23 protein-coding genes are annotated in these 14,266 nt (G+C 45.4%); all 23 read right to left on the bottom strand.

What is annotated here, in order from left to right; genetic code table 11:
* Positions 1-110 precede the first annotated feature (110 nt).
* The 23 genes from OCT58_RS08750 to OCT58_RS08640 all read right to left on the bottom strand — a co-directional run bounded on the left by OCT58_RS08750 (position 111) and on the right by OCT58_RS08640 (position 14,120).
* Positions 111-1,094: a class I SAM-dependent methyltransferase gene (locus OCT58_RS08750; protein WP_368669259.1), complete on the bottom strand. Its 984-nt coding sequence runs from the start codon at positions 1,092-1,094 to the stop codon at positions 111-113.
* A 123-nt stretch (positions 1,095-1,217) separates the two neighbouring features.
* On the bottom strand, positions 1,218-1,361 hold the full coding sequence (locus OCT58_RS08745; protein ID WP_267202485.1) for a hypothetical protein: 144 nt from the start codon (positions 1,359-1,361) through the stop codon (positions 1,218-1,220).
* 19 nt (positions 1,362-1,380) lie between these two features.
* Positions 1,381-1,815 (bottom strand): sensor histidine kinase family protein, encoded by a 435-nt coding sequence (locus tag OCT58_RS08740; protein ID WP_267202484.1) that lies wholly within the window; start codon positions 1,813-1,815, stop codon positions 1,381-1,383.
* Positions 1,812-2,099, bottom strand: a complete 288-nt coding sequence (locus OCT58_RS08735) for a hypothetical protein (protein WP_267202483.1) — start codon at positions 2,097-2,099, stop codon at positions 1,812-1,814. Before OCT58_RS08735 ends, OCT58_RS08740 begins: the two co-directional genes overlap by 4 nt.
* On the bottom strand, positions 2,080-2,508 hold the full coding sequence (locus OCT58_RS08730; protein WP_267202482.1) for a type II secretion system protein: 429 nt from the start codon (positions 2,506-2,508) through the stop codon (positions 2,080-2,082). The genes OCT58_RS08735 and OCT58_RS08730 overlap by 20 nt, the downstream gene beginning before the upstream one ends.
* The gene (locus tag OCT58_RS08725; RefSeq protein ID WP_267202481.1) at positions 2,505-2,801 is read right to left on the bottom strand and encodes a competence type IV pilus major pilin ComGC; all 297 of its coding nucleotides are present in this window, start codon (positions 2,799-2,801) and stop codon (positions 2,505-2,507) included. Before OCT58_RS08725 ends, OCT58_RS08730 begins: the two co-directional genes overlap by 4 nt.
* A gap of 191 nt (positions 2,802-2,992) precedes the next feature.
* Positions 2,993-3,181, bottom strand: coding sequence for a hypothetical protein (locus tag OCT58_RS08720; protein WP_267202480.1), 189 nt, complete (start codon positions 3,179-3,181; stop codon positions 2,993-2,995).
* Positions 3,178-3,687 carry an IbrB-like domain-containing protein gene (locus OCT58_RS08715; protein WP_267202479.1) on the bottom strand — a complete coding sequence of 170 codons (510 nt, stop codon included), beginning with the start codon at positions 3,685-3,687 and terminating at the stop codon, positions 3,178-3,180. The genes OCT58_RS08720 and OCT58_RS08715 overlap by 4 nt, the downstream gene beginning before the upstream one ends.
* The gene (locus tag OCT58_RS08710) at positions 3,671-4,972 is read right to left on the bottom strand and encodes a DUF3440 domain-containing protein (protein ID WP_267202478.1); all 1,302 of its coding nucleotides are present in this window, start codon (positions 4,970-4,972) and stop codon (positions 3,671-3,673) included. Before OCT58_RS08710 ends, OCT58_RS08715 begins: the two co-directional genes overlap by 17 nt.
* Complete coding sequence (locus OCT58_RS08705; protein WP_267202477.1) at positions 4,962-6,146, bottom strand: SNF2-related protein; 1,185 nt, start codon at positions 6,144-6,146, stop codon at positions 4,962-4,964. The genes OCT58_RS08710 and OCT58_RS08705 overlap by 11 nt, the downstream gene beginning before the upstream one ends.
* Positions 6,127-6,804 carry a hypothetical protein gene (locus OCT58_RS08700; RefSeq protein WP_267202476.1) on the bottom strand — a complete coding sequence of 226 codons (678 nt, stop codon included), beginning with the start codon at positions 6,802-6,804 and terminating at the stop codon, positions 6,127-6,129. Before OCT58_RS08700 ends, OCT58_RS08705 begins: the two co-directional genes overlap by 20 nt.
* On the bottom strand, positions 6,804-7,220 hold the full coding sequence (locus OCT58_RS08695; protein WP_267202475.1) for a hypothetical protein: 417 nt from the start codon (positions 7,218-7,220) through the stop codon (positions 6,804-6,806). Before OCT58_RS08695 ends, OCT58_RS08700 begins: the two co-directional genes overlap by 1 nt.
* 274 nt (positions 7,221-7,494) lie before the next feature.
* A complete protein-coding gene (locus OCT58_RS08690; RefSeq protein ID WP_267202474.1) occupies positions 7,495-8,121 on the bottom strand; it encodes a hypothetical protein in 627 nt (208 codons plus the stop codon).
* Positions 8,122-8,125: 4 nt separating this feature from the next.
* Entirely contained in the window at positions 8,126-8,293 is a 168-nt protein-coding gene (locus tag OCT58_RS08685) for a hypothetical protein (protein ID WP_267202473.1), read from the bottom strand.
* Between the two features lie 13 nt (positions 8,294-8,306).
* Positions 8,307-8,804 carry a collagen-like domain-containing protein gene (locus OCT58_RS08680; protein ID WP_267202472.1) on the bottom strand — a complete coding sequence of 166 codons (498 nt, stop codon included), beginning with the start codon at positions 8,802-8,804 and terminating at the stop codon, positions 8,307-8,309.
* A 2-nt stretch (positions 8,805-8,806) separates the two neighbouring features.
* Positions 8,807-9,442 (bottom strand): hypothetical protein, encoded by a 636-nt coding sequence (locus tag OCT58_RS08675; RefSeq protein WP_267202471.1) that lies wholly within the window; start codon positions 9,440-9,442, stop codon positions 8,807-8,809.
* Positions 9,443-9,446: 4 nt separating this feature from the next.
* Positions 9,447-10,649: a GH25 family lysozyme gene (locus OCT58_RS08670; protein ID WP_267202470.1), complete on the bottom strand. Its 1,203-nt coding sequence runs from the start codon at positions 10,647-10,649 to the stop codon at positions 9,447-9,449.
* A 1-nt stretch (position 10,650) separates the two neighbouring features.
* The gene (locus tag OCT58_RS08665) at positions 10,651-11,196 is read right to left on the bottom strand and encodes a phage holin, LLH family (RefSeq protein ID WP_267202469.1); all 546 of its coding nucleotides are present in this window, start codon (positions 11,194-11,196) and stop codon (positions 10,651-10,653) included.
* Positions 11,180-11,566 carry a hypothetical protein gene (locus tag OCT58_RS08660; RefSeq protein ID WP_267202468.1) on the bottom strand — a complete coding sequence of 129 codons (387 nt, stop codon included), beginning with the start codon at positions 11,564-11,566 and terminating at the stop codon, positions 11,180-11,182. Before OCT58_RS08660 ends, OCT58_RS08665 begins: the two co-directional genes overlap by 17 nt.
* 13 nt (positions 11,567-11,579) lie before the next feature.
* Positions 11,580-12,776: a hypothetical protein gene (locus OCT58_RS08655; RefSeq protein ID WP_267202467.1), complete on the bottom strand. Its 1,197-nt coding sequence runs from the start codon at positions 12,774-12,776 to the stop codon at positions 11,580-11,582.
* A gap of 98 nt (positions 12,777-12,874) precedes the next feature.
* Positions 12,875-13,012 carry an XkdX family protein gene (locus OCT58_RS08650; protein ID WP_267202466.1) on the bottom strand — a complete coding sequence of 46 codons (138 nt, stop codon included), beginning with the start codon at positions 13,010-13,012 and terminating at the stop codon, positions 12,875-12,877.
* A 2-nt stretch (positions 13,013-13,014) separates the two neighbouring features.
* Positions 13,015-13,407, bottom strand: coding sequence for a hypothetical protein (locus OCT58_RS08645; RefSeq protein WP_267202465.1), 393 nt, complete (start codon positions 13,405-13,407; stop codon positions 13,015-13,017).
* 11 nt (positions 13,408-13,418) lie between these two features.
* The gene (locus OCT58_RS08640; RefSeq protein ID WP_267202464.1) at positions 13,419-14,120 is read right to left on the bottom strand and encodes a hypothetical protein; all 702 of its coding nucleotides are present in this window, start codon (positions 14,118-14,120) and stop codon (positions 13,419-13,421) included.
* Positions 14,121-14,266 lie beyond the last annotated feature (146 nt).

Genomic DNA, 14,266 nt, shown 5'->3' with positions numbered 1-14,266 from the left:
CAGTTCGCGTGTGGTAAGATGATGATAGGTCATTTGTGATATCCTTTGCTTTTGTTTGTGGTTATTCAAAAGTCTATCACAGATGGCTTTTTTATGTTTCTAACTTAATTTTACAAACCGGGATTTAAATTCGTGGCCACCCAGTGGTCGATTTCTGCAACAAAGTCGGCGAATTCCTTTTTCTTCTTGAAAGACGGGAATTCTCCCAACAGGACCTTGACCGCTTGCTTGCTGTCCCCACCATGCCGCTGCAACAACAAAATAGACTTTTGTGCTGCTGGGTTGGCAAACAATTCGGCGGGCAGGTTAATCAACCCCTGTAAGTAAGCAACCGACTGAATCCACTTAACGAATGACTGTGACTCCTTAGTTTGAAACAGGTTACTTGGTACCAAAAAGGCCCCGAAACCACCTGGTCGCAGATAATTCATTGACTGCTCAATCAGCAGGTGATGCACGTAAGAATGTCCCTGCTTAGCCCGCGTCTGGTAATTCCCCGTGTTTTGGTCCAAGGGGTAATAACCAATCGGCAAGTCTGACACAGCTAAATCACATTGAGGAATGTCCAAGGCATCAATGGCATCCTGATGATAAAGGTCAACGTCAAGCTTTTGCAGTGCAACACTTGCACTCGCTACTTCCAGCATTGACGGGTCATTGTCGATACCATAACCGTGAACGGGTTCTTGACTGACCCTTTGGAGGGCATTAATTACCGTCGTCAAAAGGTTAGCAGTGCCGACCGCTGGATCAAAGATCGTATAGGGACGATTCAGCTTCGTCACCTTTTCAATCAGGAAAGCCATCAAAAAGCCGATCGTATCCGGTGTCATCTGGTGGTTGGCCTGAATGGCATCCTTACGAATCACCTTCAAAAAACTCAGCTGCACGAGCTGCCGGAGCGTCTCGGCATCGGCGTGCTCCAAATCCAACTGAGCGTAAAGCTGTTCGAGCTGCTTTAACGTTGTCTGGTCCGGGATCCCATCTTCAACCTGGATGTCATGGTTGATGACGTTTTCGATATTTTCTAATAACGCATCAAGGTAGGAAGAACGCAGGGCCGCTTGCAGTATCTCGGTTCCGCGATCAAACAATTGAAATAATTGTTGTGGTGTTTGTTGTGCCAGTGTTGGTCACCTCCATTAGATTACAATCATTCCATTACATAGTTTACCGATAATACGGAATAAATTCAAGAATCCGCTTTCCCCAGACACTTATTTTTCAATTGTCAAATTACGACTAGCTGCCCGCAAAAACTCCCGCGCCAGCTGATCTTCCAATTGCCACTGGGCAGCATAGTAGCAGTATTGCCACACCACCGTCAGGCAAATCAAGCCTAGCAAAACGATGCTGGTCAATAAGGCATACCCAGCGCGTCTATTTTTGATAAAACTGGATAATTCCCGTATTCTGTTCACCATTTGTTCGTTCCACCTCCACTAAAACACGCGCACCAGGCAACTGGGTAAAAGAATATTGATCCCCTTTAATATTGTCCAGTACCCGTAGATAACCACCATGCTCCACCGCCGTAAGGTAAAAGGTGTCGCGACCCTGCAATTGATACTTCAGACCTGTGCTGGGTTCTTTGACAACCAGTTCACTCTGGCCATCAACCTCTTCTAAGATAAAGTGATGATCCGGGCTCTCCATTTCTCGCAAGAAAATATACCAGTCCGCCGTTTGGCCTAAACCAGGCCGGTTGATCCGCTGAAGTGCAAACAGGGCAAAGTTAATCAACACCATCACCAAAGCAGTCACCAAAAGTGCCAGGATGCTTTCCGCAATTGTAAATCCTGCTTGTTTATTCATCGCAGACTCACCACCACTTTCTGCCGGTACCACACCGTCACTCGATGCCGCTGGGCCCGGGCACGGTAATCCCCGCGCCGAATAGTAGCGGTGCGTTTCGTAGCAACTAATTTATCCGTTGCTTCTTTGGCTAACCGGGCTGCACAAAGCCGAACCTGGTGCTGGCGCTGCTGGTAAAGCAATTGTTTTTGCCCCATCGCTAGCATTCCAATTCCCAAAGTCACAATAAACAGGGCCACCAAGCTGTCGGCTAGAATAAAACCCTTAGTATTTTTCTTCCTCAAGACTGTATCCTCCCCAGGCCAATTGGATCTTCATCAGATAACGCCGGTGCCGACCGGGCGAATCAAAGATGATTGTCCGGGGGCGCACGTATCCATCCGCGTGCATCTCGATATCCTTAAAGCGCATCACTTCCAAAGATGACGGAATATTAACTTTCGTATTAATCCCGTCAGCGAGAAAAAGAATCTGTTGATTGTCTGGATCGTAAATGATATTGGTTCCCTGGTGACGAATTTGTGCCGTTGCCTGGGCGCACTGCCAATTTTGCCGCATTGCGTGCCAAAACTCCTGCTCGGCAATTTGTGTCCGGGTCGGATTCAACTGTGGCATCATCAGGGTAAAAAGCAGGGCGACCATCCCGAGGACAACGATCATCTCAACCACCGTGAAGGCTGGGCGCCGGCTCATGGTGCAACCGCCTTTCCGTTGACAATTGAGATGTGTTCCTTCTTCGCCTTTTGGACCTGGGCACTAGTCAGGTAATCATGGCGACGTAATTCTTCAAGAGTGACCCGATCGGTGCCCGTCTCGTTTTCATAGGCATCAACTTGGGTTTGGACAACTGCTGTCATGGCGTGCCGATGGATTCGATTGGCATTTTTACGCTGCTGGGCCAGATTGGGCAAAACAATCAGCACCAAAAGACTGATAATAAACAAGACAATTGACATTTCAATGGTACTCTCTGAAACTATTTTCATTATTTTTGTTTTCTATAATGTTTGTGGTCGTGAAACAAAAAATCGGTGCAAAATCAATCAAAATTGCACCGATAATTTAATCCTTGCTCTTATATCCCGGCCACCATTTCTCACGCAACCGCTCACGTGCTGCCAGTGCTTCCTCCAACGTGTCAACTAACGTCGAATGCTGCTTGCTGATGAGGTTCTACTTAGTGTTTGGCATCATACTCACCAGCTAGTGCATGGACTCGTTCCCAGGCCGCTGTTCGTAACTTATCCGGCTCCGAGCGATAAGCCTTCAAGGTAGGCAACGCTATGCCTATCCTCTTGCTGACTTCTGGTAAAGAATTGTTTTTATCAGCGATAAACGCCTTTGCTTTTTCAAACTCATTCATCATTTCCACGCTTTCGAAAATTGCTTGTCGCTAAAAAGACTCGTTAATCCGCTGACTTGCTTCAGTCGCAATAGTTCATCTGCTGACATACCAATATTTTTCATAATCCAAGCATCGGACATTCCTGAATCCTTAAGCTCTTTAACAATATTAACCATTAAATCGACGTTGTGAGTACCACGTGCCCGGTTGTGACGAATTGTGGAAGCAATCCGGTCATCAAGTGGCTTGTCGATCACTGCAACAGGCAGCTTACCGCCCTCACGCTCGTAGATGTCTTTGTGTTTGAGCATAGTCGTGTAACGGTGATAACCATCGACAATCTCATACCTGCCGTCTGGTTTCTGGTAGCAGACAATTGGCATAGTGTAGCCGTCACACTTAATGGATTGATATAGTAGCTTGTCTTCTGGGGGTGCCATTCGGTTTGGGTTGTAGCTGTTGGCATCTATTTTTTCTACTGGTACCGGTCGTACATTGTAAGCCGGGCTTTTATAAGATGTTGGCATATTTTTCCATCGCCTTTCTTCTCTTTTCTTGTTGTGCCTTAGTGCGGGCGAAGCCCATGTACTTGGCCGTGTGATCGTTTTTCATGATAGTGATACACATCCGCTTGTAGCTGGGCACTGTTCTAAATTTTGTGACTGGAGCATCATCTGGATACTCATGGAAAGCCACCGCCTTTTTCTTTGTGCGGTAATTCGTTCTACCCTTGATTTCCAGTGGAATACCTGCGTCTTTCAATTCTTGGATAGTCTGGTCATCCAGCACACCACCACGCTTGTCCCAAAACTCAATCGATGTCTTGAAGATCTTCTGGTAGTCTTTTCGGGTTTGTTCTGGAAGCGTAGACAGTAAGAATTTCAGATACTTTTTCCAAGTGTAGCCTTTTGGCAGTTTGATTGATTTCCAGCCCATCAATGTAGTACCACCGTAGATCCCGGCGAAGTTGACACCATTAACGCGGCCAACCATCTTGGCCCACGTGTTGGGTTCGATAGCTTGGTAGTACTTCAAAGTGCCTAGCCCTTCTGACAGGAACGGGCTGGCAACCCGCATTTTATCAACTGGTAAGCCCGCTTGATAGTACAAGTCGTATAAGTGATTATACTTCCAACCAAACTTGGCGTTAGCAATCCAGATATCATCAACTGTCCAATCATAGATCGGATAAGCGTTGATTGTTGTCTTATCCTTAGCTACTAGCCATTCTTTATCATCGTAAGCATTGACCTTGTGCTGGGACTTAATCGCCCGGAAACGGTTCATCGACTCATTCGCTCGAATGCCGATTACAGCAGCGGTGGTACCGTGTGTGGATGAAAACCACTTAGTGAAATCTTCCTGGGCTTTATAGTCTTCAGTACCCGGTTTGTAGTCCCAAGGTACATTATCCTCATTGATGACATAGTCTTCTGTTGGCATCGGTCGTACCCAGATGTCTTGCTTAGCCTTCTCCCACGGCACCCACAGCCCAGTCTGCATTGACGTGGCTGACGGCACTGAGTTTGGCAGGCATAACCAGTATCTTCTGAGATCTGAATGTGTATCAAAGAGATCTTTAGTGAAGTCAATCGTCATTTTATACTGAGCTTCATAATCTAAAAAGTAGATGCTCAGCTTATCCAGACAGCTATGCTTCTTGGCATACTGATAGGCCAAGTTAAAACAAATAGCACTGTCCTTGCCACCTGATACAGCAACTAAAACATTTTCAAAATGCTTAAAGAGATAGGCAAAGCGTTGCTGACTAGCTTCGTAAACGTTGATATCTAAGTAGTGCTTAGAGGGCATGCTTAATCAACTCCTTTCTTCCGAAATGCTTGCTAGCGTACTTAAAGTCACGCAACATGGTGGACTTTCTTTCGATCGAACCATCGATCATCTTGTCTAGGCCTAGGTCGCCGTCTAAAAAGTAGTAGCGGACATCTTCTGATTGTCCTAGGCGATAAATTCGGCGTTTGGCCTGCTCCAGCTGGGCGTAATCCCAGGTTTTATCATAAAAGATGATGTTTTTGTATTTCTGTAAGTTTAAGCCCAACGCTCCCTTGCCATACGTCAACACCAAACTATGGGGATAACGAACGGTTAGCTTTTCCCTTGTCTTGACGTACTTTGTAAAGATGATTGACGGCCGCCTAAGCTTTTTCATTAGGTCATCGACGGTATCCAGTTTGTTTTCATCTAACGAGTAACTCTGCTGCATCTTCTGCATTGTACCTAAGACATCGTAGTCACTCATCGAACCGATATCTTGGAGCAGTTTCCTTTTCAAACGTTGATACTCATCAGGATTGTAAACCCAGTAGTCAACCCGCTTTTCGTTTTCGGCAATTTTCAGGTCAAGTTTAGCATCAAAGACATACGGCTCGATCAGCGAGTAAAGATACTTGACGTTAGCGTAGCCATCGATATACTCGGTTTTTTGGCCGTTGGCATTTTTGAAGTGGGAGTACTCACAAAATTTGTCTTTATACTCATAAAAGGTCATTTTAAGGATAAGCGGACTTAGAAACTCCATCTGCTCCCACAAGTCTAAAATGTTTCTACTCAAAGGCGTTCCGTTTAAGATCAGTCGATAGTATGTCAGTTTACCTAATCCCAGTATTCGCCTTGACCTGATGGCATGGCGGTTTTTAATTTTCAGTGACTCATCAACTACCATAAAAGCTCTTTGATATTTTTTGAGTTGATTGATCAGCTCGACATAAAGTCGGTCAGAATTACTAAGCGACTCAACGCCTTCGATACGGTATTTTTTCCGTAGCCCCCATTTTTGCAATTCGGCTTTAAGATTGGCCTTCGTTTGAAAAGGCGCTATCCATAGCACGAAGTCGGCTTGTGATGAGTTGATAAGCTCAATGGCAGTCCGAGTCTTACCAGTGCCCGGTTCCATGAAGAGCGCACCGACTCGCAGTTGCTCCAGTTTTTTGATGGCTTGCTTCTGACTAGCGTTTAAGCCGATCATCCGCCTTCACCTCCTTTGGCGCTATTTTCGGTGGCACATGGCGATCAGACTGATCATCGATCACACCACCCTGTCGAAGTGCTTTTTTTCTGCTGCCTAGGTGACGCCATACATCTTTAAAGGAAAGAGGATCGTCTGTTTCACCATCTTTTAAAGTTATTTCATCGATAATCACACCGCCATAGTAGCCGTCGTACTTCCGTACTAAGCCTTTAGGAAACCAGAAGCTGGCATCACTTGACAGTCGGATTAAGTACGCTTTGCGAGTCTGATCAAGAATATTGTGGACACCAAAGTAAAAGTGTCGCATTCGCCATTCACGCTTACGCCTGACGCTCTTAGTAGCATTAAATTTCCGCCGTTTGGTGACAAACTGTTGGCTATGTTTTTTTACCATGCCAACTTGGCCTTTCGGGACTACGATTTTTATCGTATGGTTGCCCTCATCGTATGATCTTGGTACCTTGTTGTAGTATCGTGAAGCGACCTGCACGAAAAAGCCGTAGTCAACTGCTACTTCGGATAATGAACTGATATAGGTTTCCTGCTCTGGTGTCAATTCGATCTCGATTGTCTTGCTTTTAGAGTCGTAAGAATCAGAAATGAGGGTGCAATGCCCCTCATACTTGTATTTATAGATGTAATATTTAATTCTCATTAGATTCGGTCGGTTGCGCTGATAGCGATGAAGTTAGTGGTACTGAAAAGCTTACCAGTATTGATATCGTAGTACTCAGTAGCATCGATATCGTTAACCTTACGTTCCAGTTTAATGATGTGGGCTTCACACTTATCTTCGTCGAAGCTTTCACCAAACATCTTGCGAGCTTCTGCATTCATGGCCATGTATTCTGCGCGCTTCATGGCTTCTGCATTAGCCTTAATGGCGATCTCACGAGTTAAACCATTGTGCTTGTTACTAACGGTCGATTTGCCATTTCTTGGATCTTCGCAAACCCACTTTAAATTCTCAAGGAATTCGTCCTTGCCAATCCCAAACATCTTGTGCCAGTTGTTGAATACTTCGCTCTTACCATTTTCAACAAGTTGCTTTTTTGTACTGAAGTTTGTCATTTTAATTATCTCCTTTGTTCTTAATTACCTTACAACTATATAGTACCACGTTTAGTATAAAAAACAATACTTTTCTCTAAAATAATGTACTTTTATATCAAAAATAAAAGGCCCTGCCGAAGCAGAGCCTGTAAGGTAATCTTCAAAAGAAGATGATCATATTATAGCATAATAAAAAAGACCCAGCAGACGCTTTCTGCACGCCTCTGGGTCACGGTTAAACTGAAAGGAGATTGTTTCATCTCCTTAGATTATTATCGTTAAGTTCCAAGTTTCATTCGTTCTTTGCTAGTGTAATCATTTGGTCGATGGTCAAAGGCTGATCAACCCCGAAGCGTTTCCGAAAGCTATCGCCTAATGATGTATATGCTTCTTTAACGGTGGTCAGCTTTTCTATCGGCTGAGAAGCAGGCTCACCGGAGATCTTCAAAGACGAGAGAATTCCACGCCCACCACCTGGAGCCTTACAAGTAACATGAATCATGTCATAAGCTAAATCGTTGTTTCTGATCTCAAAGTTATAGTCCGGCCCCTGGAAGTTTGTGAAGTAAGTAGTCGTCAAATCTATCTCTTCAGTGAGCCCGCTATCTTTTCCGCTTTTTCGATTATAAAACGTTAGAAAAAATTGATATGTCGGCTTTCCGGCTGATGTCCCACCGCCTGAAAATGAGATGGTCATTTTTAAATCGGATTGAGCGGGAATCTGTGAGGAAAGCTCAAGGTCAACATCTTTACCCTCATAGATATATAGACCGTTATTTTGTAAAAAATATTTTGTGGTTGCCTTAGATGACTTACGTCTGTAGATGCTGATCATGTCAGAAATACCAAGTTTATCATTGATGCCTTTGCTTTTTCGAATTGCATCAGCCAGCTCTGTCATCTTGTCGTCTAATGACATTTGATCACCACTTCCCGTTTAGGATTGCATCATCAAGCCACTTTTTAATCTCGTTTTTGTCTGTATCAGTCCAGTAATCGACACCACGTATAGGTGTTTTACCATCTTTCCCAGCGGGCCCTCGTGCAGGTACTTTCAAGTCGATGTCACTAGGCATTTTTTTGTTCTGCAATAGGGCCACCTCCTTAGTTAGTTGATCCGTCTGGGTTTACAAGTTTAACGTGCCAGTTGCCGTCATCTGCAATGTATGGTTGGTAAGTATAGCCCACCGGACCACGTTCACCAGCAGGGCCTTGTTGCCCGGCTGTACCAGGAATTCCTTGCTCGCCTTGTGGCCCTTGATCACCCTTATCGCCTTTGATACCTTGAGCCCCTGATAAGTCAGACAAGAACTTCATTTCATTGTTAGACCGAATGAAAAGCTTTGCGTTGTCAGGGTCGTTAACATTGCTGGCGATCATTGCCATGTCGCCTTCCTTAATATCATCTGCAAAATGAGCATTCATTTCAGCAATGGAAGGATAAGTCTTATCAACGGTAAATCCGTGTCCGGCTGGTCCTTGAATTCCTTGCTCTCCGGCTGGGCCTTGCTTACCTTCGGGGCCTTGTGGACCGACAGGGCCTATTTCACCCTTTGGCCCACGTGCTACAACGCCTAAATCAATATCAGTTTTTAATGCCATAATTATTTTTCCTCGCTTTCTGTTGGTTTATCTAAAAGTTTGATATGCCAGTGTCCGTCATCTTCAGAAATGTATGGTTTCCAGCTATCACCATCTCTGCCTCGTGGAATGTGGTAGTTAATTGTTACGGTTCCATCATCAGCCGTGATCATTTCCACCGAAGCTGGTTGATCTGGTGCGACAGTAATTACTTCGCCAGACTTAAACCTTGGTGATTCGAAGGTCCCTGTTGAAATTCGTTTAGCCAAGTCCTCAAACCGTTTTCTGAACTCGTCTAAAGTCAGTGATGAGACTGTACCGTTTGGTAAATCCATTGTGTTATACAGCACTGTGAACTTCAGATCACGATTAGATGGGAAAATAGCATGAATAACATTGTCAATTATTTCATAGACTTCAAGTCGATAAACTCCTGCTGGTAAGTCAAGAATCTGATCAGAGTTAAATTCAATCAGTCTTTGATTGATCGTCATATCGACCTGTTTTACAAGTGATTCCGATGTGGCAAACGAAGCTACATATCGATACTTGCTTTCAGGAAGTGCCGGCCGTTTGTCTTGCATAAGCTGGAAAAGATAAGTTTGGACACCTTCAGTGCGTTTCTGCGTTAAAACTGAGAGTGCTTTTAAGTCGTTCATCTACTCACCTCCCAACGTTCGCAATTTCTTGCTTTACTACCTCTTTGATATATGGTTTCAAATCGTCCACGATTGCCTGCCGATCAGCGTCTGACAGCGTGACCGTTGGCTTAGCAGGTTCAGTCGGCTGATCAGGAATCGTCGGCTGAGTAGGCTGTGGCTTAGCTACGGTATGGAGAGCGCCGCTGTCGTCAGTCGTGTACTCTACACCGTTGATCGTCTGCTTGCCAGTAACCATCCAGGCATTCGTTGGGTCAAGATAGTATTGTTTGCCACCGATCGTCTGTAATCCCGTGAGGCACCATGCGTTGGTTGGGTCCATGTAGTACCACTTGCCGTTGATCTTGTTCCAGCCAGTGACACACCAAGCATTCTCCGGGTCCATGTAGTACCAGCGATCGTTGATACATTGCCAGCCAGTTAAAGCGGCACCGAAGGCGCCATCGTGGTTGACGTTGAAGGAGTACCAGCGGTTGTTGATCTTCTGCCAGCCGGATACAGTGTTCCCGTTGGCGTCCATGTAGTACCACTTGCCGTCTACTTTACGCCAGTCACCCTTGACTTCGGTACCGTTCTCGAAGTAGTGCCAGGTGTTGCCGTTACCCTGCCAGCCATTCCGACCAGGGTTTGCGAGGGCCTGCCAGCCTTCCTTACTGATATAGAAGATTGAGCGGTCCATATCGCCACCAGTAAACTGCCAACCAGTCAGGGCACCAAAGGCACCAGCACTGACACCCATGTTAGGCAATGTCCAGCTATTCCAGTTCATTGAAGCATACTTGGCAACCCAGACGCCGCAGGTATTGGCACAGTTAGCAACCTGCCACAGAGCAGATTCCTGCACGTAGATGACACACCAAACGCCCGTGAGACGGTGGACCTCATCAACGAATTGCCGGGCCCAATTCGAGTTGCCCCATGATGCGTTCTGGTATGATTCCCAGTCGAGGATCAAGATGCCCTGGCCCACGTAGTTCTTGATATTGCTAATGAAGTATTGTGCTTCTGAAACTGGATTACCGCCGCCTGCGTAGTGATACAGGCCCCGAAGCTTTCCTAGGGAACCTGCTAGATCCCACTGGTGATTGCATCGTGGGTTGACGTAGCCAGTGCCCTGAGTAGCCTTGACGATAACGCCATCGGCGTGACTATCACGGATAATGGCATCGCTAGAATTGGAGTAAACGTCTACAGTATACAGAGCCATGTTATCCCTCCTTTACATCGTTGGCACGGTTAGGTGCCTGTGCGATTGCGTCCATGACTGGATCGCCTGCTGGAGTCGGTGCTGACGCAGTAATTGGGGTAGCCTGAGTGAAGTCCGTGTGAATTTTACCAGCGCTGATTTTATCGGCAGATACCGACTTGATCGTTGTTGAAAGACCATCAGCTGCCTGCTTTACCGTGCTCTCATTTACAGGTGTCGTCAGTGGTGACTTCTCATAGGCCGCTTGTACAGCTGACTGGATAGTGCCCATATCCATCTTGATACCGTGATCAGCCAGGTAAGACGCAACTTGTGTGGAAGCTTCGTCGAACTTCTGGCGGCCTGGCTTGTCTGCGCTGACCAGTGAGTTAACGGTGGTCATGGCTACCTGCTCAAGTAGTTCCCACGCTTCACGTTGCTGAGCCGTCTTAGCGTGCTTGATCTTGTTGTCGACAAAGGGCTTAGCGATTGCCAGGGCAAAATAAAAAAGCCATACAATGGCTCCAGACTGAAATAACCAAGTAAAAATATCATTTGCTGCCTTCATTATCATCAATCCCCAATCTTTCCTTGATCTTTGCTACGTCAATTTTAATCTTGTCGATCTCATCACCATGCCGATTGACGCGCTTAGTGAGATTAGCTAGGTCACGATTTAGCTGTTTCAACAATCCTGATAGCTCACCAACACTTAGCTTGAAGTCGGTAAGCTTATCCTTAAGGTCTTCCATATCCTTGCGATTAGACTCGTGTGCCGTGTTTGATATACCTGTTTTGATATAGTTAAGGACTACCACGATCAGAGTCCCAAGCGAAACAACCTCGCCCCAACCAAGCCCAAACATGCCGTGTGGCATTTCCCCACCTTCTTTCAAAGCCGCCCACTCGTCCCAGCTATATCCTCCTACGGTGTGCATTCATATCACTTCCCTACTTGCTGGAATTAGGCATTGACAGCGAACCGTGAGTACTCAAAGAGCCACTGGTGCTAGTTGATGAGCTGATACTTGCCGAAGCGCCTGCCGTGCCGCTATTTACTGGTTTTGCTTCACTAGTAGCTGGCTTTGCCAATCCACTGTCTACATTGCTTGCTATCGCACTATTACTATTTGGCTTAGCAGTAAGTTTAGATACACTTTCTTGCAATTTCTTGATTGCATCGTTCTGATTGCTAAGTTGTTGTTGCAGCTGTTTGATGGCTTTGTCATGGTCTTCCACTGTTGTCTCCAGATTAGAGATGTCACCGGCGTTCTTCGTTGTGTTTTGCACATTGTTGTCGACTTTAGTTTGTAGGTTATCGAAGTCTTCTTTCGTAACCCGCTTGGCAATTGCCGCATTGATGACCGTGACATTTTGAGCCAATGTTGCCGAAGTAATGAAGTTGGAAACATCCGGCATATCACCTTTAGGCCCTTGAGCATGGACGCCAGTGTCGGTGGCACCAAGGAACCAGTTACCGTTGTCACCAATGTTTGGTGTTAAACCATCATTACCTTGCGCACCTTGTGGGCCCTTAACTGAAGCACCCTGTGGGCCTTGAATTCCTTGTGGAAGGTTAAGATCCAGAACATAGGTGTTAGGATCACTAGCCGTTGGAGTTAGCAAAAAGCCTGGTTGTGCATTAGCCGGTAGCTTAGTGACTTTACCAGGGATCAGCTTCGGCGTAGCACCATCCTTGCCAGGCTTACCAGACTTAAAGGCATCAATCTTTTGTAGCAAGTCAGAGTAAACGGCTTCTAGTGTCATCGTTTTGATGTTGGCTACATCGGTGACCGCCATCGTGTTTTCATCAATTGTGAAGGAACAGAAACCATCAGATGGATAAACCGAAGTCTTCTTAGTATCGTTGTCGGTGATCCACAGTTCAACTGAGTAAGTACCCGGCTTGAGCATGGTTAAATCCGACGTGTGTAAAGCCACTGTGCTACCATCGTCATCTGATTCACCTGGAGCCGACGCAATATAGTCTTGGCGAACAGTTGCATTACCCTTTGCGATTTCAAAGGTCAACGTCTTGTTATTTACGCTTGGCGCTTTACCGTCAGTCCGTGCGGAAAAGGTCATGACCGCATCGGTATCACCAAACTTCCAAGCACCCCAATCTTGGTTCAATTCGAGAGTTCGCATTGTTTTCTCCTTTCTCAAAGCCGCCCACAAGAAAAGCCCCACTCAACCGAGCAGGACTTATTTATGTATTGTGATTTTCGGAGGCGACTATGTATTTTCTATTCTGCTTGTAAGATTTCGTTAGCTTGTGCTTGTGATAAGTCACCAACAGAAACAAATAAGTTGATATCATCAGCGGTAAAAAGTCCCATTGAGAAGTAGGACTTGTAAACATTAAACATTACATCGTTAGCCATTTTTATGCCTCCTGTTGTGCGTTAGCTTTCAGTTCTGCCATGCTCTTCATTAACGTGGCGTTGACCGTCGCTTGTGCCTTGACTTGTGATTGTAACTTCATTGACAAAGCAGCATTCTGCTTCATCAATGTTGCCATTAATTCTTGCTGCTGACTAGGCTGATTGAGTTGCCCGCTATCATGAAACGGGTGTGTTTTCAGCCATTCTTCACGGCTCATACCGAACCAATCTTGGTCTTCTTCGTCAAAACGTGGCGTACCGTAAAGACCGTCTTTAGGCTTGACTGAAGTTTGGCCAGTCGTCAATTCAGTATCTTTAGAAACAAAAGCTTCGCCAATTAATTTATTTTCATTGGTCGTATCATACAGCCAAATTTGTACTAAATTATTATCCATTCTTGTCCCTCCTACTCAACGTGAATTTTACTTGGGAAGGTCGTAAACGGCATACTGAAGAACATGTGGTATGCTTCATTAGTTATCGGATTGGCTTGAGCGCTGATAATGTTCCACAGACCAAGATTAGAAGCATTTTGCTCAAAGCCAACACTTAAAATTGGACGACCATCATTACCGTTAGCTGGCCACAGAGGTACGATTTGTTGCAAAGTGCTGTTAGTCCAGTCCACAGTTGAGCCAAAGGGATTAGTTGCAAAGTCAATCGTTGGCCCACCTGCCGGGATTTCAACATAGCCAAAGAGCCGGCCAAAGGCAACACTATCGTTATACATGAGTTGACCAGCTACCCAGCCACCACAGCCGTTCAGCATTGTGCCGTTACTGATAATCGTGTGCCAAGCACTCTTGCTAACAGCATCATTAATGTCACTAGATACACTAGACTTCAACTTGTCTAAATCACTGTTAATTTGCGCCTTAAACGGATTTACTGTTGAGCTTATCAAATCAACAGTTTCCGGTTTGTTGAGTACCGCGTGTTGTGAAATCAAGTCAGTATAAGCACCAACAGTTGTCTTCATTGAATCAATCTGGTTAAGCAATTGTTGCGCATTCATTTCACGTAGTGCTTGATTAACCTTGGCCCGTGTCTTTTCCAATTCAGGAATAAATGGTCGAACGCTAATCCCCATTTCAATTTGATTAGGCAACACATTCAACGTTAAATTAATGGTTGGCAGATTGCAAGAAATAACTTGAACGAATTTAATGACGTAAATTAAGCAGGAAGATCTCGATTGGTGTGCGCCAGTTAAGACATTTAAGTGGCCGGGAATTCAGATACCAATTGATTTGA

The organism is Limosilactobacillus kribbianus (assembly GCF_026413145.1).
Lineage (GTDB): Bacteria > Bacillota > Bacilli > Lactobacillales > Lactobacillaceae > Limosilactobacillus > Limosilactobacillus kribbianus.
This window is presented reverse-complemented; position numbering and strand designations above follow the sequence as displayed.